Source organism: Streptomyces sp. NPDC005374 (assembly GCF_042872225.1).
Classification (GTDB): Bacteria; Actinomycetota; Actinomycetes; order Streptomycetales; family Streptomycetaceae; genus Streptomyces.
Genome location: NZ_JBIAKA010000006.1, coordinates 340,975 through 359,591, shown reverse-complemented (window position 1 = coordinate 359,591; position 18,617 = coordinate 340,975). Strand labels below are relative to the sequence as shown.

Sequence of the window (18,617 nt, the reverse complement as noted above, 5' to 3'; positions counted from 1 at the left end):
TCGCAATCGGGATCTCTGCGAACGTGTACGGGTCGTGCCACGGTTCGGTCCGGGGTCAGTTGGGATGCAGTCCCGGGAATTCGAGTCCGGTGCGCTCGGGACAGCCGAAGCGGATGTTCATGCACTGGACGGCGTTTCCGGCGCCGCCCTTGACGAGGTTGTCGAGAGCGCCCACCGCCACCGCGTGCGTGCCGTCCCGAGCGAGGGCGAAGCCGACGTCGCAGTAGTTGGAGCCGGAGAGGATCTTCGGCTCGGGTAGGCGGTGGTCACCTCGCTTGCGGGCGACGACCCGCACGAACGGCTCCGCCTCGTACGCCTTGGTGTAGGCGCGGCGCAGTCGGGCCTCGTCGACGCCCTCGTGCAGCGACAGACGGCAGACCACCTGCACCCCGCGCACGGCTTCCACGCCGGTCGCGTTCATGCGGACCGGCAGTCCGAGCGCCTGGGCGATCTCCGCCTCGTGCCGGTGCTCGGTGGGCGCGAACAGGCGCATGGCACCGCTGCGTTCGGCGTGCAGGTTCGACGGCCCCGCGGTGACGCCGGAGCCGCTCGACCCGGTGCGCGCGTCGACCAGCACCTCGCCGCCGGCCAGTCCCGCCTCGACGGCGGGCACGGTGGCCAGCATCCCCGCGGTCGCCATGCAACCGGGTACGGAGATGAGGTCGGCTTCGCGCAGCCGCTCGCGGTGGTACTCCGGCAGCCCGGTCACGAAGTGCGGGAGCAGGTCGCTCGCCTCGTGGTCCACTCCGTAGTAGCGCCGGTACGCCTCGGTCGAGCCGAGCCGGAAGTCCCCGGAGAGGTCGATGACGGTACCGGCCGTCCGCTGGTAGTCCCGCATGCGCGCCATGGTCTTGGTGTGCGGCATGGCCAGGAACAGCACGTCCGGAGAAGGGCCGGTATCGAGGGCGTCGTGCGGGGCGAACACGAGGTCGGTGCGGCCCCGCAGATTGGGGTGCGCCCCGTCCACGCGTTTCCCGGCGAGCGAGTCCGACGTGGCCAGAGCCACGTGCGTGTCGGGGTGACCCAGCAGGATGCGGAGCAGTTCTCCGCCGATGTAGCCGGAAGCACCGGCCACGGCCACGGTCAGCACGGCAGCCTCGCCTCCAGGAGATCGATCATCAGGTCCGCGAGGGAGAGGTCGCTGCCGTGTGCGCGCTGGAAACCGGAGAACTCGACTCCGTGGTTCACCTCCAGGACGCACAACTCGCCGTCCGGTCCCTCCAGAAGGTCCACGCCGGCCACGTCGGCTCCTGTGCTCCGCGCGGCCGACACCGCCAACTTGGCCACGTCGTCGGTGAGTTCACAGCGCTGGCTGACCGCGCCGCGCGCCACGTTGGTGCGCCAGTCCTCTCCGCTGCGGTAGATGGCGCCCACCGCCTCGTCGCCGATGACCACGACACGGATGTCACGCTCCGGCTTGAAGACGTACTCCTGGACGTACACGATGTGCGCGTTCGCCCCGGGCAGAGCGGCCACGTAGTCCAGCACCGTGCCGGCGGTGTCCGCGTCCGGCAGGTAACTGACCAGCCGGCCCCAGGAGCCGACCAGCGGCTTGACCACGGCGGGATAGCCGAGGGCGTCCAGCGCCGGGAGCGCGGCCTCCGGCGTGAGGGCGAGAGCGGTGCGCGGCGTCGGGATCCCCGCGTCACGCAGGGCCACCGAGGTGCGGTACTTGTCGCCGCAGATCTCGGTGGCCTGCGCGGAGTTGACGACCACGCAGCCCGCCGCTTCCAGTGCGCGGGCACCGTACAGGGCCCGCGCGTAACCGATCTCCCGGTTGAGGACCAGCGGCGCCGGCCCCGTGGTGCTGTCCAGGGACTGCCACACAGTGCGCGAGTCCAGGAACACATAGGGGAGTTTGCGGCGGTCGAGCGCCTCCAGGATGCGCTTCTCATCCGTGCGCACCCGGGAGGCGAACACCGCGCACACCGCTGCGGGAGGCGTGTGCGGACCGGTAGTCACTCGCCCCAGTCCTCCTCGACCTCGGGCGCGAGACCGACCTGGACGGGGTCGACGGTGAGCACCTCGAGTTCCACCGCGCAACTGCCGCACTCGACGATCTCGTTGGTCTTCGGCTGGTCGGTCAGCGCCAGGTCGGTTTCGCATTCGGGGCAGGCAAGCATGAGTTTCCTCCTGAGTCGTGCGGCTTTCGCTGTACGTCTTCGAGTACATCGCACGCCGCGGCATTTCGGTATCGATCGTGGAATGAACCGCGCGTACGTTTCCCGTGGAATTCCGGCGGCTCATGTCATCACGATGATGACCTCCCCGGCCCGGCTGTGTGAGGCGGAAAGGAAGGGGAAATCAGGAGGCCCTTTCCAGCGGGTCGCCGGAAAGGGCCTGGGAACGGGATCGTCGGACGAGACTTCGATGCGGGTCCTTTCTAGGAGGCCAACGGTCCGGAGACCGGGGTGAGCCGCTCCACCAGCCCCGTCCGGTAGGCGTAGGCGACCAGTTGGGCACGGTCCTTGAGGCTGAGCTTGTGCCGGATCCGGTAGATGTGGGTGCGCACCGTGGTCAGTCCGATGAACAGCGACTGCGCGATCTCCTCCGGTGAACTGCCCCGGCCGATCAGGACGAGGATCTCCCGCTCGCGCTGCGTCAGCGCGTCGGCCGCCCCGCTCGTGTCCTCGGCGGCCACGGTGCCCTTGCGCAGGAACCAGGTGCGTAACTGGTCGACGATCTCCGGGCTGAACGCCGTCTGGCCGCGGACGACACGGTGGATCGCGTCGATCACCTCCGAGCGGGTGGCGTCGCGTCGGATCAGCCCGCGCACGTCCGCCGCGATCAACTGGGCCATGTCCTCGCTGCGGCACTCGTTGTAGAGCACGACGAACGAGGGCGGGGTACGGCCCTGTTGGTGTGCCGCACCCAGAACCCGGTGCACCAGGTCGACCGCCTCGGCCGGCTCGGACAGACCGACGAGGACCACGTCCGGTCCGGTGCGGGCCATCGCCTCCAGCGTCGCGCCGCGGTCCTCTGCCGTGCCGGTGACGACGAAGTCCGACGTGGCGGACAGCATGGTGCGCAAGCCGTCCCGCATGAGGGGGAGCTGGTCGCAGATGAGGACGCGGGACGCATGCGTGCGACGCGCGCCGTCCGGGGACCCTCCGGGGACCGCCGCCTCGACGGGTGCGTGCGCGGACCCGGCCCCGGTCCACGTCGCCGCCTCGCGCGCCGTCACGTCCGGTCCCGGGCCGGCTCGGCGTCGGCCATCGGGCCCCACGCTCCTTCAGGAGCTGTCGCGGGTGCCCGTGGCGTGGTGCGACGTGTGCGCAGTCCTACGAGGCTCCAGACGAGGGCCCCGCTGACGCCCACGAGGGCGGACACGACGAGGAGGATGGCCTGGATCCCGACGACGGCCGCGATCAGCCCGGACGCGGCGGGAGCCACCAGCGAGCCTGTGGCCTGCATCGCCCGCCACAGCGCCATGGCGCGGCCGTGATGCTCGGAACTGACGCCGCGCAGCAGGGCGATACGGCACGCGGGACCGAACAGCCCGACCGCGATGCCCCATACGAAGACCCCCGCGAAGGCGACGGGCACCTGGTCGGTGCCGATGTACACCGCCTCGCCGAAAGCGATCAGCACCACGGACAGGGGCAGGAAGCGGGGGTGGTCCAGCAGGTGCTTCCAGCGCAGCATGAAGACCGTCGCCCCGAGGAGCCCGATGCCGAAGATCACCTCGATGGTGGCGAAGGTGCTCGCGGGACGTTCCAGGACCTCACGCACGTACAGGGGTTCCAGGGGACGGAAGGCACCGTTCGCCAGCGAGGTGACCAGGGTCAGGACCAGCGCGGTGGCGACGGTGAACGACGCCATCAGGGCGCGCACCCCGATCCGGCTCTCCGCGCCCTCGGAAGCGGGCCGGACGGTGGCGCCCAGGAGGATGAAGACAAGACCGCCGAGGAGGGAGATCGCCGCGATCACTCCGAACGCGCTGACGGTGCCCCACAACGCGATGCACACCGCGGCCGTCGTCGGTCCCGCGATGAACGGCAGGCTCGTCGCGAAACCCATCCAGATGCTGGACTCGACGTGCTCGACGCGACCGGGCAGCCAGCTCGGCATGGCGTCCGCGGCCGGCTGGGCGAACGCGCGGGCCACACCCGAGGCCAGCGTGACCGCCCACAGCAGCGGCGCGGTGTCCGTCACGATCATGGCCAGCGTGGTCACGACGGCGGCGCCGCTCGCGACGACCCCGACCGTACGGGGTCCGACGGCGTCGATGATCCGGCCCACCGGATGGCTCAACAGAACGGAGGGGCCGCCCCATGCCACCGCGATCGCGGCCATGTACGCGGCGTCCTCGCGCAGGGTGAACGTCGCCTTGGACTCGATGACGATGAGCAGCGCCCAGTAGGCGATGCCGATGAGGCTCTGCCCGAAGACCAGTTTGTGCAGCGGCGTCAGCCGCCGTGTGCCGCCGTCGCTCATCGCACGGCCCGCCCCTCGTCCGCGGGCCGGTACAGGCCCTCGCGTTCCAGGCGCCGGATGGTCGTGTAGTCGCGCTCGACCGCGGCGGGGTCGGCGTCGAGCAGGGCCAGGTGGTCGGGTGAGGAGAACAGGTCGACCGTCTTGCGCACGGGGGTCCCCGCGTGCAGTCCGCGCACCGAGCCGGCCAGCGTCGGCAGCGAGGCCACCTCGTCAAGGGCCGGTCCCGCCGCCAGTTCACCGTCGTACGGGGCGATGAGCGACACCACCCGCAGCCGCCGGTCGAACCGGTAGACCTGTCCGGGCAGCCGGTCGAAGGAGGCCGGGTCCACGCAGGCCTGCACCGTGAGATCGACCTGGCTGGTTCCTGTCGCCGTCCGGTGCAGCTCGGGGTCGTCGGCACCCTGGATCCGGGCACCGCACTCGATGAGGACCGGGCCGCGCCCGGTGAACATGACCTCGCTGTGCGCCGGACCGTTGCGGATGCCCAGGGCGTCGAGGACCCGCGTCAGGTAGTCCCGCAGCGCCTGCTGTTCGGCGCCCTCGCCGGGTACGAGTTCCTCCCAGTCGTAGACCAGGGCGCCGTCGACGTGTGTGCGTACGTCCTTCCAGATCTCGTTGACGTAGTGCCGGCCTTCGCGGCTGACGCTGTTGATGAAGTACTGCTGACCGGTGAGGAGTTCCTGTGCGAGGACGACGTCGTTGCGTATGCCGAGGTGGTTGACCGCCCCGTGGATGCGGGTGAACGCCTCGCGGGCCTCGGCGGCGTCGGCGCAGAAGGTGACACTGTCGGAGCCGACGCTGTCGACCGGCTTGACGACCAGCGGCCAGTGTCCGCCCCGCTCGGCCCAGGCGACCAGTTCGTCGCCATCGGCGGTGACGAGGCTTGCCGCGTGGTCGAGCCCGGCCCGGCGGACCCGCTCGACCATCGCGTACTTGTCGCGGCGCGCCGAGGACGTGGCGACCCCGTTCCCGCAGAGCCCGAGCCGCTCGGCGAGCGCATCGGTGAGTTCCACCCCGGGCTCGGCACCGGCGACGACGAACCGCGGCTCGAACGCAGCGACCTGACGTGTCGTCTCGGCCATGTCGCCGTGGTGCACGACGACTTCCGTGAAGTCCTCGGGGCGGAAGTTCTTGGCGTACACCGGGGGAAGGGGATCACTGCTGTGGACCGCGACGGTCCGCCAGCCCTGCTGGTGGAAGACGGGGGCGAGATGGGCGCCCGTCGAGACGGGGTCGACTATGACGACCGTCGTCGGGACCGGTGCGCCCCCGCGGGCGGGCGCGGGGGCGGCACGGTCAACCGCGTGCTTCTCGTTGAGAGACGGTGAGCTGCTTGTCGGCTGTGCTTCGATGGCATCGACCATGCGTCCACGCTAGGTTCGGCCACCGACCAGATCGACTACTCGTTCGAGTAGCCACGCGCGAGGCGTAGGACATCCTCGAGGTTGTTCCACACCTTCTCGAAGCCGTCGGCGTACGCGTCGAGTGCCGCGCCCGCACCGGGGTTCAGATGCCGCTTCTGCAACGTCAGCGAGTCGTCGATCACCTGCCGTGCGACCGGGGTCGGCACCGGCCGCGCGGCACCGTCGTCGCCCGCCGCCGCCCATGGGTGTCCGTGGCCGAATCCGACGCGGTCGGCGAACACCTTCTGATCGCTGAGCGGCATCAGCTGGTACCGGGACATCGGGACGCCCTCGGCGCGCAGCAGGCGGTGTGCGGCAGCCCGGAACGCCCCCGGGGTGATTCCGTCCAGGCCCGCCGCGGCGGGTTCGAGACGGAACCGCAGAATGTGCCACGCGTGCGTGCTGCCCTCGGCGACCGTCGGCACCGTGAGCCCGGGCAGGCTGGCCAGCCGCCCCAGAAAGCGCGTCACCTGCTCCTCGCGGGCCGCCTCGTAGGCGTCGAACCGGTCGAGCTGGGAGAGCGTGAACGCGGCCTGCACCGAGCTGAGTTTGCTGTTCCACCCCAGCCGGTACGACACGTAGTCGCGCTCCTTCCCGGCGTCGATCACCTCACCGAACTGCCGGATCAGCCGTGCCTTGCGGGCCAGCTCGGCGTCGTCGGTGACCAGCAGCCCGCCTTCGCCGCAGGTCGGCAGGTTCTTGGTCACCTGGAGGCTGAAGGCGCCCGCGTCGCCCAGAGAGCCCACGGGGCGCCCCCGGTACAGCGCGCCGTGCGCCTGGGCCGCGTCCTCGACGACCGCGAGCCGGTGCCGGCGGGCCAGGTCGAGCAGGTCGTCCATGGGCGCGGGGTGGCCGTGCAGGTGGACCGGGAGAATCGCGGCCGTCCTCGGACCGATCAGGGAGCGCACCGACTCCGGGTCGAGCGTGAAGGTGACGGGGTCGATGTCGGCGAAGACCGGGACCGCCATCTGGTGCAGCGGCGCCAGTCCGCTGGCGATGAAGCTCAGGGCGGGGACGATGACCTCGTCGCCCGGGCCGATGTCCAGGGCCGCGAGTGCGGTGGTCAGCGCGGTGGTCCCGTTCGACGTGCCCACGCACCCGGCGACGCCGCAGCGGGCGGCCCACGCCTGCTCCAGGAGGCTCACCGGGCTCTCGCTGTTCACGTCCGACACCAACGGCCCGCCGTCCAGGGTGGACAGCACGGCCTGACGGTCGGCGTCGGTGATGACGGGCCACTCCAGGGACCGCAACCGCCGGGGCACGGCGGGGGCACCGCCGAACACCGCGAGGGTGTCCTGGGACCGCTTCGTGGGGGCGGCGTTCACAGTCACAGCGTCTCCTTCGCCTGGGTGAGGGCTTCGACGGCGCGCGCGTACGCGCTTTCGAGGGCCTGGGCGTGACCGCTCAGATCGGCGGAGACCGCCTGGGCGTCGTACGGGGGATGAGCGGTGGCGTGGGCGGCGGTGACACGGACGCCGGACCAGGCGTGGGCCACCGCCTCCGTCCGACGGCCCGCCTCCGCCAGCGCGGGCCGCCCGGTGGCCCGGCCCCAGGTGCGCAGCAGCTCTCCGTGCAGGCCGGCCTGCGCCTGCATGCCCCAGCCGAACGGGTACGCGTGCTGGAGGGCCCCGTCGTGTCCGGTGCGGGCGCGCTCGACCAGGTCACCGAGGAAGTGGCGCAGCCCGTGCAGGCCGACGTGGTCGCCGTGCGTGTCGGGCGACGGCGCCCGGAACAGATCGAGGCTGTTCCCGATGGCCGACTTCAGGAGCTGCGGGCTCATCTCGGGGAAAGGGGTGCCGACCTCGACGGTGAGATAGCGACGCTCGATGCGGGTGTCGCTGAAGAACGCGTCCTGTTCGTCGCTCGGGTTGCCGGAGGTCCACGCGTTCAGGAACGCGGTGAGCGGTATCGCCCCGAGGAACTCCGGCGGCATGGCGTCCGCGACAGTCACCGTGCCGTTGCGCCGGTCGATGCCGGACACCACCAGGAGGTGCGCGGCGTGCACATCGTGATACGCGGGCCGGAACGGCAGGTGGAAGTTGTCGACGGCGGTGATCACCGTACGGTCCCGGGAGAGCTCCGAGAGCAACTCCTCCGTTCCGTCCCCGGCGTCGGACGCGCGGTGCCACGCGGAGCGGACCGAGTGATGCGGCATCAGGGCCCCGGCCAGATCGGTCCCCGGCGGGCAGGGGAAGGAGAACTCCTCGCTCGTGACCTCCCCCGGCCGGTACCGGAACTCCCAGTGCAGACCCAGCGCGTGCAGTGGATCGTGCCCGGCGCGCAGGAGGGCGGTGGCGAACGTGCCCTGCAGACAACTGATGGTGTCCCGGTACCAGAGGCGGATGTCGCCGCTCAGCCGCGCGGACGCGGTCACCGTGGTCATGAGGTGCTCCTCCTGGTCAGGTCGTCCGGGGTGCACTGCAACGTCAGCGCGAACACGTGGACACCCACATGCCGTGGCAGCCGCAGGGCGGACACCGGTGTCTGGCGGGAGACCGGCACACGCGTGCTGAAGACACCGGCGTGGACCCGCTCCTGCACGTGGTGGGGGTAGTGCATGACGGGCGTGCGGTACGCGACGCTCTCGCCGAACCGCGGCGGGGCGTGCCAGAAGTCCGACACCCGCAGCGCCTCGAAATCGATGTGGCCGTCGGCGAAATGGACGGCGATCTCGGTCTCCGCCCGGCGCTCGCCGGTGGCCAGGACCCGGATCCAGTCGTACCGGCCCTCGGGCACCGTCACGTACTGACCCGCGCAGCGCACGTTGTCGTACGCGGATTCCGGAGCCATTCGGTAGGGGATTCCGTCGACTTCCACCCGTGACCCGGCCGCGGGAAAATGCTGGGACGGAATGGTGTTGCGCCAGACGTTGAGCCTCCCGTCCCCCTTTCCTGATTCCGTGGTGACGGCCCTGTTGTTCAGATGGTCGGTGAGGTCCACCGTCCGGAAGAACGGTGTCCCGGGACCGATGGTGTCAACTTCTCGCTGATTCGCTGCATGCTTCATCTCCCCGACGCTAGGTGCTGTGCACGGCTCACGTACATCGGCACAGGATGGATATACGGTATCGCGATCGCGTTGATTCGGGGCAGGTGCATCGCACTGAGGATGACGGCTCCAAAGCGCGTGTAATCGCCTTGATGAGATATCCTCCGGCCCATTTTCCGGGCGCGAACGACGGGTATCTTTCATGGCGTTGACCGATTTTTCGATCGCAGAGAATGGGGACCCCGTGACATTCGAACCGCAGATCCTGGCCCTGTGGAGCGCGCCTCGATCGAGGTCGACCGCGTTCCTGAAGATGATGTCGCAGCGCGGCGACCACACGATTCTGCACGAGCCCTTCTCGCACGTGATGAACTTCGGCGAGACCTCGGTGGACGGCCGCACCGTGCGCAGCGAGACGGAGCTCATCGAGGCCGTCCACGAACTCGCCGAGAAGGGCCCGGTGTTCTTCAAGGACACCACCGACTTCGCCTACCCGGGCCTGCTCGCGGACACCGCCTTCCTCCAGAAGGCGACTCACACCTTCATCATTCGCCACCCGAGCGAGGCCATCGCGTCGCACTGCGCGATCAACCCGGAAGCGACCTGCGAGGAGATCGGGTTCTCGCGGCTCGCCGAGATCTACGACGCGGTGCGGCAGGCGACGGGGCAGCGCCCGGTCGTCGTGGACTCCGACGACCTCGTGGCCGACCCGGAAGCCACTGTGCGCGCGTACTGCGACCGCGCCGGGATCCCCTTCATCGACTCCGCGCTCTCCTGGCGGCCCGAAATGCGCCAGGAATGGGTCGGCACGAAGGCGTGGCACGAGTCGACGAGCCGCTCCGAGGGCTTCGCCGCGACCGGCTCCGCCTACACCCGCGGCCCGGACAACGACCCGCAGCTCGCGGAGTTCCTCGCCTTCCACCTTCCCTTCTACGAGGAACTGCGGGCCCATCGGCTGAGCGTGCCCACCCGGGCCGCCTGACCGGACGAAAGCACCGACCGTCCTGCCTCAGCGAGACAAGGAGTCGACTTCCATGCCCATGAGCCCGGCACCATCGAGGACCACGGTGAACAGAACGGGCGGTGCCACGGTGTGGCTCACCGGGCTGCCGAGCGCCGGCAAGACGACGATCGCGCGCGCTCTGGCCCGGCGGCTGCGCGAGGACCACCACGCGGTGGAGGTCCTGGACGGCGACGAGATCCGCGCCTTTCTGTCGGCCGGCCTCGGCTTCGACCGCGCCGACCGCCACACCAACGTGCAGCGCATCGGTTTCGTGGCCGGGCTCCTCGCCCGGAACGGCGTGCTGGCGCTGGTGCCGGCGATCGCCCCGTACGCGGACAGCCGCACGGCGGTGCGCACCCGGCACGAAGCCGACGGCACACCGTTCCTGGAGGTGCACGTCGCGACACCCGTCGACGTCTGCTCCGTGCGGGACGTGAAGGGCCTGTACGCCCGCCAGTCCGCGGGCGAACTGTCCGGGCTGACCGGGGTCGACGCCCCGTACGAGGTGCCCGAGTCGCCCGACCTGCGCATCGAAGCGAACACGCAGACCGTCCACGAGTCCGTGTCCGCGGTACACCGAATGCTGCGGAACAGGGGCCTGTTGCGACGGTCGACGAAGGAAGGAGAGACAGCATGACCACAGTCGCTCTGCACAGCGGAGACACCGGAAGTCCCTACGCCCTGAGCCACCTGGACGCCCTCGAGTCGGAGGCGGTGCACATCTTCCGTGAGGTGGCGGGTGAGTTCGAGCGGCCGGTGATCCTTTTCTCCGGCGGCAAGGACTCCATCGTCATGCTGCACCTGGCGCTGAAGGCGTTCGCCCCGGCGGCCGTTCCCTTCTCCCTGCTGCACGTGGACACCGGGCACAACTTCCCCGAGGTCCTTGAATACCGCGACCGAGCGGTCGCCACCCATGGGCTGCGCCTCCATGTGGCCTCCGTACAGGACTACATCGACCGCGGTGTGCTGCGCGAACGCCCCGACGGCACCCGCAACCCGCTGCAGACCCTGCCGCTCACCGAGAAGATCCAGGCGGAGAAGTTCGACGCCGTCTTCGGCGGCGGCCGCCGCGACGAGGAGAAGGCCCGCGCCAAGGAACGCGTCTTCTCCCTGCGCGACGAGTTCTCCCAGTGGGACCCCCGCCGCCAGCGCCCCGAACTGTGGAACCTGTACAACGGCCGGCACGCCCCCGGCGAGCACGTCCGCGTCTTCCCGCTGTCCAACTGGACCGAGCTGGACGTCTGGCAGTACATCGCCCGCGAGAACATCACCCTGCCCGAGATCTATTACGCGCACGAGCGGCGGGTGTTCAGCCGCAACGGTATGTGGCTGACCGCCGGCGACTGGGGCGGCCCCAAGGAGGGGGAGGCAGTCGAGACGCGCCTCATCCGTTACCGCACGGTCGGTGACATGTCCTGCACGGGTGCCGTCGACTCGGACGCGACGACGATCGAGAAGGTCATTTCCGAGATCGCCGCCTCCCGGCTCACCGAGCGCGGCGCCACCCGCGCCGACGACAAGGTGTCCGAGGCCGCGATGGAAGACCGCAAGCGTGAAGGGTACTTCTAGACATGACGACCTTTGCCGATCAGAACGTGCACACGCCGACCACGACCCTTCTGCGGTTCGCCACCGCCGGTTCCGTCGACGACGGCAAGTCCACCCTCGTGGGCCGCCTCCTGCACGACTCCAAGTCCGTCCTCGCCGACCAACTGGAGTCGATCTCCCGCACCGGTACCCCCGACCTGGCGCTCCTGACCGACGGCCTGCGCGCCGAACGCGAGCAGGGCATCACCATCGACGTCGCCTACCGCTACTTCGCGACCCCCAGGCGCCGGTTCATCCTCGCCGATACACCCGGCCACGTGCAGTACACCCGCAACATGGTCACCGGAGCCTCGACGGCCGAACTCACCGTCATCCTCGTCGACGCCCGCAACGGCGTCGTGGAGCAGACCCGCCGCCACGCCGCCGTCGCCGCTCTCCTGCGCGTCCCGCACGTGGTCCTCGCGGTCAACAAGATGGACCTCGTCGACTACGAGGAGGAGGTGTTCGCGCGCATCACCAAGGAATTCACCGCCTACGCACGCGAGTTGGCGATCTCCGAGATCACGGCGATCCCCATCTCCGCGCTGGCAGGCGACAACGTCGTGGAACCCTCCGCCCACATGGACTGGTACGCCGGACCCACGGTGCTCGAACACCTGGAGACGGTGCCGACCGGCCCTGACCCGGACAACGACGTGGCCCGGCTCCCGGTCCAGTACGTCATCCGGCCGCAGACCGACGCGCAGCCCGACTACCGGGCGTACGCGGGCAAGATCGCCTCCGGTGTGCTGCGGGTCGGCGATCCGGTGACGGTACTGCCGGCCGGACGCACCAGCACCGTCGCGAGCATCGACATGCTGGGCACACCGGTCGACAGGGCGTGGGCTCCACAGTCCGTCGCCGTCAGCCTTGCCGACGACGTGGACGTCGCACGCGGTGACGTCATCGCACCGAGCAGCGAAGTGCCGTCCCTGGTCCAGGAGTTCGAGGCGACGGTCTGCCACGTGGCGGACCGGCCGCTGCGCGCGGGCGACCGGGTACTGATCAGGCACACAACACGCACGGTACGGGCGGTGGTTCGCGAAATCCGTTCCCGCCTCACGCTGCACGACCTGGCGCAGCACCGGGTCGAGGGCGAACTCGTCGCGAACGACATCGGCACTCTGACGGTCCGCACAGCCGAACCGCTGCCCCTCGACGGCTATGCCGACTGCCCCGAAACGGGTTCCTTCCTGCTGATCGACCCGGCCGACGGCAACACACTCGCCGCGGGCATCGCGGGAGGCATCGGAGACTGAACGCAGTCTCGTGCGGGCCGCCACGTGTGAAGGGTGCAGCGTGGCGTCGGCCCGCCTGCGACCGAGGGCGCCGAGCGGTCAGTCCTCTTCGGCCGCCGGGCCCGGTTCGCCGAGCGCCCGGGGGATCTGCTTCCGGGAGGTGATGGCGAGCTTGCGGAACACCTTGTTCATATGGAACTCGACTGTCGAGGTGGTGACGAACAACCGCGTGGCGATCTCCCCGTTGGTCAACCCCGAGGAGGCCATGGAGGCCACCTGCCGTTCCCGCGGCGTCAGATCGAACCTGGTCTCCTCGGTGCGCCTGCGCGCCTTCTCACCGGTGGCCAGCAACTCGATCCGGGCCCGCTCGGCGTACGGCACCGCACCGAACGCGTCGAAGCTCCCGTACGCGGCGCGCAACTGCGTCCTGGCCTCGGAACGCCGCTTGCGGCGGCGCAGCCACTCGCCGAACAGCAGCCGGGACCGGGCCTCCTCCAGAGCAAGCGGAACCTGCCTCAGCAGTTCGACCGACTCCTGGTAGAACATCTCGGCATCGTCGCCGTCGGCCGTCAGCGCACGGCCGAGCGCCAGGGATCCCAGCGCCCAGGGAGTGCCGGCGATCGGAGCCCGCTCCTCCAGCCGGGCCAGCGCCTCGTCGGCACCGGCCCGGTCGCCGGTGCGCACAGCGGCCTCGACGAGCAGCGCAACGACAAGGTTGCCGCAGGCCGGGGCATCGGCGTCGAAAACCGCCCGAGCGTGCCGCATCGCCTGCCGGTAGCGGCCCTGTCCCAGCTCGAACAGGGTCAGTGCGTGCTGCGCCAGGAGCTGGAGCAGGCCGTGGCCCATGCCCCTCATCTCCGCGGTCCGCCGTGCGGCCGCCCGCAGCTCGGCCTCCCGGCCGGTCAGAGCGAACAGATGGAGCCGGTTGATGTCTCCACCGCCGGGGAAGCCGGTGTCGGCCGCGATGTCGTCGAACTCGGCGTAGCGGACCTCCGCCTGCGTGAACCGTCCGTCCCAGAGGTCGCAGCGCGCCTCGACGAGCAGCGTCATGCCCAGCGCGTACAGGGCGCCGGCGTCGCGTTCGGCTGCTGCCAGGCGATCGCCGAGGTCACGTTCGGCCCGGATGTCCCACAGGTCGTCGCAGGCCATGGACAGCATCACCGCGAACGGGCTGTTCGCGTCCCCGATCTCGCCACCGTCCCGCAGCCGGTCCAGGGCGGTGCGCAGCACGGGCGCGCCGTCCTGGTAGCTCCCGGCCACGCGCCTGGCCAGACCCTCCATCAGCAGGTCACGGCCGCGCACGGTGACGACCGGGCTGTGCCGCGCGGCGGCGGCGACGGCCGCGGCGACCTCGGCCGACGATGTGCCCTGTGTGCAGCCGTGGGCGACCAGCGCCGCGTGCAGCGCCTCGCAGAGCAGCTCCCAGCCCAGCCGTGGGTCCTGCGGGCCGAGCCTGGTCACGGCGTCCATCAGCATCGCGGGAACATCGGCGACGACGATGCTGAACATCTGTGCGGTCGCCCGCATCCGCAGCTCACGCGTGCGCATCACCGGGCCGCGTACGTCGGCGTCGGCCAGGTCGAGCGCGGTCCGTGCCGCCGACGCGTCGCCCGACATCAGATGGGCCTGTGCCGCGTCGAGCAGCCGCTCGGCCCGTTTGCCGGCGTCGCCGGTGAAATCGGCGGCGCGCGACAGGAACAGGGCCTGCTGGGAGTAGCCGCCGCGGGAGCGGGCTCGCTCGGAGGCGGCCTCCAGATCGTCGGCGACCTTGTCGTCCACGCCCTCGGTGGCCTCGGCCCGGTGCCAGGCGCGACGGTCGGCGTCCCGTACGGCGTCGTAGGCGTCGGCCAGGGCCGCGTGCGTCCGGCGGCGCTCACCGGGTTCCGCTGCGGCGTACACCGTCGAGCGGATGAGGGGATGCCGGAAGGCCGTCGGTACGCTCCGGACGAGGATGCCCGCGGCGACCGCCGGCTCGACGGCGCGGGCCGACAGGCCCAGCCTCCCGGCGGCACGCCACATCGTCGCCGTGTCGCCCGAGGGGGCCGCCGCCAGCAGCAGGAGCAGAGCTACGGTCTCCGGCGGCAGGGCGCGGACCAGTCGCTGGAAATGGTTCGTCAGCAGATGGCCCACGGGCAGCGGATCGGGCAGCGGGGCGATCCCGGACAGCTGCTCGGCGGGCAGGGCGTCGGCCAGCTCCAACAACGCCAGCGGATTGCCGCCGGTGCCGGCGACGATCCGGTCGGCCACGGCCGCGTCCACCCGCCGGGTGCCGGAGGTCAGCAGCAGCGCCCTGGCCTCCGACTCGGGCAGGCCGGTCACGGCGTACGTGCTCAGCGCGTCGAACCGGCCCACGCCGCCGAGCTCCGGCCGGACGGCGATGACCAGTCCCAGCGAGTCGGCATGCAGTCGGCGAGCGGTGAACGCGAGCGCCTCCGCCGACTCACGGTCCAGCCACTGCGCATCGTCCACCAGGAACAGCAGCGGCCGATCGGCGGCGACCTCGGACAGCAGGGTCAGCGTCGCCAGCCCGACCAGGTAGCGGTCCGCGGGCGGCCCCGACGCCAGGCCCAGGGCCGCGTCCAGCGCGCCCCGCTGCGGCCCGGGCAGCCCGGCCGTCCGGCTCAGGAACGGCCGCAGCAGCCGGTGCAGCGCGCCGAAGCCGAGACCGGTCTCCTGCTCGACCGCGGTCAGCCGGACCACGCGAAGCTCCGTGGCCCGGGCCGCTGCGAACTCCAGCAGCCGGGTCTTGCCGATGCCGGGTTCGCCGGTCAGGACCAGGACGCCGCTCAGCCCGTCGCGCACCGCGTCGAGCAGCCGCCCGATGGCTTCCCGTTCGGCGTGCCGACCGACCATGATCGTGGGCCGCCCGGATGCCTGCTGGACACCGTTCCCCACCATGGAACCGCTCCCCACTCGTCGACGCCCCCGCATGAGCAACGCTAGGAGCGGCACGCAGACGGCGGCGAGCGTCATGTGACGGTGGTCAGCTCGGTGCGCTGACCACCGTCCGCAGCTCGGCGCGCGAGACCACGCCCAACTTGGGGAAGATCCGGTGCAGATGCGAGCTGACGGTGCGGTGCGACAGATAGAGCCGCTGCCCTATCTCGCGGTTGGTCAACCCCTCGGCGGCGAGCTGGACTATCTGCAACTCGTGGGCGGTCAGCCGGTCACGGGCGTCCGGCGCCCGGCGGCGACTGGTCTCACCCGCGGCGCGCAGTTCCCGACGGGCCTTCTCACCCCAGGGGATCGCGCCGAGCGCGTCGAACATGTCGCGGGCCGCCCGGAGATGGTCGCGGGACTCGACGCTGCGCCGCCGACGCCGTAGCCGTTCGCCGTAGGCCAGGTGGGTCCGGGCCCTGGTCAGCGGCAAGGCGCTGAGGTCGGCGGCCAACGCGGTCGTGAACAGCTGGTCGGCCTCCTCGTCGGCGGCGAGCAGGGCCCGGACCAGACGCAGGTCGGCGTGCAGCACCGGCGCGGGGGTCACCGTGGCGATCTCTTCCAGCTCCGTCACGACCGGGATCACGGCCTCCGTCCGCCCGCAGTGCGTCGCCGCGTCGACGAGGTCGCCCACGGTGGTCAGCCGCAGGGCGACCTGGAACGCGGGGTCGGCCGGATCGTGCAGCCGGCGGAGATGCCCGAAGGCCTCCTCGAACCGCCCCGCACCCAGCGCGGCCAGCCCGCGTGCCATCGACGCGGTGGCCAGCACCGGACGTGCCCCGGCCGGCAGCCCGATCTCCTCCGCCTCCTCGGCCAGCCGCAGTGCGGAGTCCTCCTCACCGCGCAACGCGGCCAGCTTCGCCGCGGTGGCGGTCATCAGCCCGTACATCATCGTCTGGCTGGTCTCGCGGGCCAGTCCTCGCGACTCCTCGGTCGAGGCGATCGCCGCACCGAGGTCGCCGACCACCAGGGCGCTCCACGCGTCCGCGCCGACCGTACGGGCCAGCAGCCCCAGCCGTCCCTGGGCACGCAGCGGCGCGCCACCGACCGACGAGAACGCACGGGCCAGGTCGAAACCCCCGGCGAGGAGCGAGGCCGTGCTGAGCATGCGATAGGCACGGCCGTCGTCGCCCTCCTTCGGTACGACGTGGCGGGCACGGTCCAGGACGAAGGCGCCGCAGTCGACAGGTGCGGCGTAGGCGCAGATGGCCAGCCGCCACGGATCGAGCTCGTCCAGCTCCATCCGCTTCACGGCCTGAAGGACTTTGCGGCGACCCTCCGGTCCGGGCTCGGACCAGAAGCACAACTGCGCGGCACTCCACAGGATCCGCAGGGCCAGCGTGTGGTCCTCCCCGGCCATCTCCTCGGCGAGCGCCGTCAGGGAGACGGCGCCCGACGAATGGCCGTGCAGTCCCTCGTCGAAGCTGCCGCGCAGCCAGACGGCCGTGGCGTGCTGCCGCCGCGACAAGGGCCCGGTGAATGCCTGGTCCAGCAGTCGGGTCACGGTCTCGGGGCGGCCGAGCTCGACGGCGAAGTCGGCCGCACGCAACAGCCGTTCCGCCCGGTGGCCGGCGTCCTCGCTGAGCGCGGCGGCCTGTTCGAGAGCCGTGACGGCCGCAGCGATGCCGCCGCGGCGCGCGGCCCGGTGAGCGGCGTCCTCCAACGCGGAGGCGACCGTCTCCTGCGGGCTGTCGGCCGCGGCGGCCCGGTGACGTATCTGCCGGTCCGGATCCCCGTCGAGTACGGCGGCGAGCGCGGCGTGCGCGGCGTGGCGGACGCCGGTGGGCATGGTCTGGTGGATCGCCGACCGCATCAGCGGATGCCCGAAGCGCAGTTCGGTGCCGACGACCTGGACGAGCCGGGCGCGCACGGCCGGTTCGAGGTCCGCGGCCGAGGCCGTCGCGCCGGTGAACTCCCGGGTCGCGCGGTAGATCTCGGGGAGCGAAGGAGTGTCGTCGACGGCCGCGATCCGCAACAGGGCGCGGGTGATGTCCGGCAGGGTTTCCAGGCGGTCGGTGAAGGCCCGTTCGAGCCGCTCGGTCAGGGGCAGTTCGCTGATGTGCGGATCGGCCGACGTTCCGAGGGCGCGGGAGAGCTCGGTCAGGGCCAAGGGGTTCCCGGCCGCCTCGGCCAGCAGCCGGCGATGTGCGGTCGGGCGCAGGTCCGGGGCCCGGTCCGCCAGAAGTCTTGTGGCCTGGCCGTCCGTCAGCGGGCCCAGGACCAGGGAGGTGAGTTCGTCGGAGGCCAGACGCGACCGGTATCCGTCGCGTGCGGCTCCCACCATGACCACCGGCTCCGTGCCGACTCTGCGCGCCACGAAGGCCAGGACGCCGGCGGTCGTGTCGTCGAGCCACTGGACGTCGTCGACCAGGACCAGCACCGGCGCGAGGGCGGCCGCGTCGGCCAGGAGGTTGAGCACCGCCAGACCTACCAGGAAGACGTCGGGGACACCGGCCCCGGCGTGTCCGAGAGCGGTGTCCAGTGCCTGCCGGTGCGGCACCGAGAGCTTGGCGGCTTCTGCGGACAACGGACGCAGGACGAGCTGCAGACCGGCATAGGGGATGTCGCTCTCGGCCTCGACACCGCTGGTGCGCAGAACCCGGTAACCGAGCTTGTCGGCGAGCGTGGCGGTCTCCGAGAGCAACGCCGTCTTCCCGATGCCGGGCGTCCCACGGACCAGCAGCGCGCTCCCGTGGCTCCGCGGCTCGGCCAGCAGCCGGCGCAACAGATCCAGCTGATCGTCCCGGCCGATGAGCTCCACGTTTCCCCCCATCGACCGGGTCCCCGCACCCGGTCTGCCTGGAAGGTCAGGGTACTGCGCCTCGGCGGGCGGTCTGAGAGGGATACAAGGACGCGATCGACCTCCTCCTCGGCCCCGGCAACAGGCGGTGTCCGCGCGGAACTTCCATGCGACGCACCCCGACCGAGTCGCATCTCGCGAGGTTCCGGGTCGGGCGTCTGCGCCAGGCACGCTGCCCCGATGACGAACGCGTATCGCGGTAGGCCACGCGACTGTACGGCGAT

The 18,617-nt window shown here is 71.1% G+C and carries 15 protein-coding genes; 4 read left to right on the top strand and 11 right to left on the bottom strand.

Annotation, left to right across the window (positions count from 1 at the left end):
• Positions 1-55: 55 nt before the first annotated feature.
• From argC to ACFYRX_RS17850, 9 genes are all read right to left on the bottom strand, one after another.
• Positions 56-1,090 (bottom strand): N-acetyl-gamma-glutamyl-phosphate reductase, encoded by a 1,035-nt coding sequence (gene argC / locus ACFYRX_RS17890; protein WP_389100547.1) that lies wholly within the window; start codon positions 1,088-1,090, stop codon positions 56-58.
• Positions 1,084-1,962, bottom strand: coding sequence for a RimK family alpha-L-glutamate ligase (locus ACFYRX_RS17885; protein WP_389100545.1), 879 nt, complete (start codon positions 1,960-1,962; stop codon positions 1,084-1,086). Before ACFYRX_RS17885 ends, argC begins: the two co-directional genes overlap by 7 nt.
• Positions 1,959-2,123, bottom strand: coding sequence for a lysine biosynthesis protein LysW (locus ACFYRX_RS17880; protein WP_389100543.1), 165 nt, complete (start codon positions 2,121-2,123; stop codon positions 1,959-1,961). Before ACFYRX_RS17880 ends, ACFYRX_RS17885 begins: the two co-directional genes overlap by 4 nt.
• A gap of 260 nt (positions 2,124-2,383) precedes the next feature.
• Entirely contained in the window at positions 2,384-3,184 is an 801-nt protein-coding gene (locus ACFYRX_RS17875; protein ID WP_389100541.1) for a LuxR C-terminal-related transcriptional regulator, read from the bottom strand.
• Complete coding sequence (locus ACFYRX_RS17870; protein ID WP_389100539.1) at positions 3,181-4,437, bottom strand: MFS transporter; 1,257 nt, start codon at positions 4,435-4,437, stop codon at positions 3,181-3,183. The genes ACFYRX_RS17875 and ACFYRX_RS17870 overlap by 4 nt, the downstream gene beginning before the upstream one ends.
• Positions 4,434-5,801: an ATP-grasp domain-containing protein gene (locus ACFYRX_RS17865; RefSeq protein WP_389100538.1), complete on the bottom strand. Its 1,368-nt coding sequence runs from the start codon at positions 5,799-5,801 to the stop codon at positions 4,434-4,436. Before ACFYRX_RS17865 ends, ACFYRX_RS17870 begins: the two co-directional genes overlap by 4 nt.
• Before the next feature lie 35 nt (positions 5,802-5,836).
• Positions 5,837-7,171: a DegT/DnrJ/EryC1/StrS family aminotransferase gene (locus ACFYRX_RS17860; protein WP_389100536.1), complete on the bottom strand. Its 1,335-nt coding sequence runs from the start codon at positions 7,169-7,171 to the stop codon at positions 5,837-5,839.
• The gene (locus ACFYRX_RS17855) at positions 7,168-8,223 is read right to left on the bottom strand and encodes a BtrH N-terminal domain-containing protein (protein WP_389100535.1); all 1,056 of its coding nucleotides are present in this window, start codon (positions 8,221-8,223) and stop codon (positions 7,168-7,170) included. The genes ACFYRX_RS17860 and ACFYRX_RS17855 overlap by 4 nt, the downstream gene beginning before the upstream one ends.
• Positions 8,220-8,846, bottom strand: coding sequence for a hypothetical protein (locus ACFYRX_RS17850; RefSeq protein WP_389100533.1), 627 nt, complete (start codon positions 8,844-8,846; stop codon positions 8,220-8,222). Before ACFYRX_RS17850 ends, ACFYRX_RS17855 begins: the two co-directional genes overlap by 4 nt.
• 226 nt (positions 8,847-9,072) lie before the next feature.
• On the opposite strand from ACFYRX_RS17850, the gene ACFYRX_RS17845 reads away from it, so the two are divergent.
• The 4 genes from ACFYRX_RS17845 to ACFYRX_RS17830 are packed head-to-tail and all read left to right on the top strand — an operon-like array spanning position 9,073 to position 12,677.
• The gene (locus ACFYRX_RS17845; protein WP_389100531.1) at positions 9,073-9,810 is read left to right on the top strand and encodes a sulfotransferase; all 738 of its coding nucleotides are present in this window, start codon (positions 9,073-9,075) and stop codon (positions 9,808-9,810) included.
• A 58-nt stretch (positions 9,811-9,868) separates the two neighbouring features.
• Positions 9,869-10,468 carry an adenylyl-sulfate kinase gene (gene cysC / locus ACFYRX_RS17840; RefSeq protein ID WP_389100856.1) on the top strand — a complete coding sequence of 200 codons (600 nt, stop codon included), beginning with the start codon at positions 9,869-9,871 and terminating at the stop codon, positions 10,466-10,468.
• Positions 10,465-11,400, top strand: a complete 936-nt coding sequence (cysD, locus tag ACFYRX_RS17835; RefSeq protein WP_389100529.1) for a sulfate adenylyltransferase subunit CysD — start codon at positions 10,465-10,467, stop codon at positions 11,398-11,400. The genes cysC and cysD overlap by 4 nt, the downstream gene beginning before the upstream one ends.
• 2 nt (positions 11,401-11,402) lie before the next feature.
• Positions 11,403-12,677 (top strand): sulfate adenylyltransferase subunit 1, encoded by a 1,275-nt coding sequence (locus tag ACFYRX_RS17830; RefSeq protein ID WP_389100527.1) that lies wholly within the window; start codon positions 11,403-11,405, stop codon positions 12,675-12,677.
• A gap of 78 nt (positions 12,678-12,755) precedes the next feature.
• Here ACFYRX_RS17830 and ACFYRX_RS17825 read toward each other — a convergent pair whose 3' ends face one another.
• The gene (locus ACFYRX_RS17825) at positions 12,756-15,554 is read right to left on the bottom strand and encodes a BREX system ATP-binding domain-containing protein (RefSeq protein WP_389100525.1); all 2,799 of its coding nucleotides are present in this window, start codon (positions 15,552-15,554) and stop codon (positions 12,756-12,758) included.
• A gap of 85 nt (positions 15,555-15,639) precedes the next feature.
• Positions 15,640-18,366 carry an ATP-binding protein gene (locus tag ACFYRX_RS17820; protein WP_389100523.1) on the bottom strand — a complete coding sequence of 909 codons (2,727 nt, stop codon included), beginning with the start codon at positions 18,364-18,366 and terminating at the stop codon, positions 15,640-15,642.
• Positions 18,367-18,617: the final 251 nt, after the last annotated feature.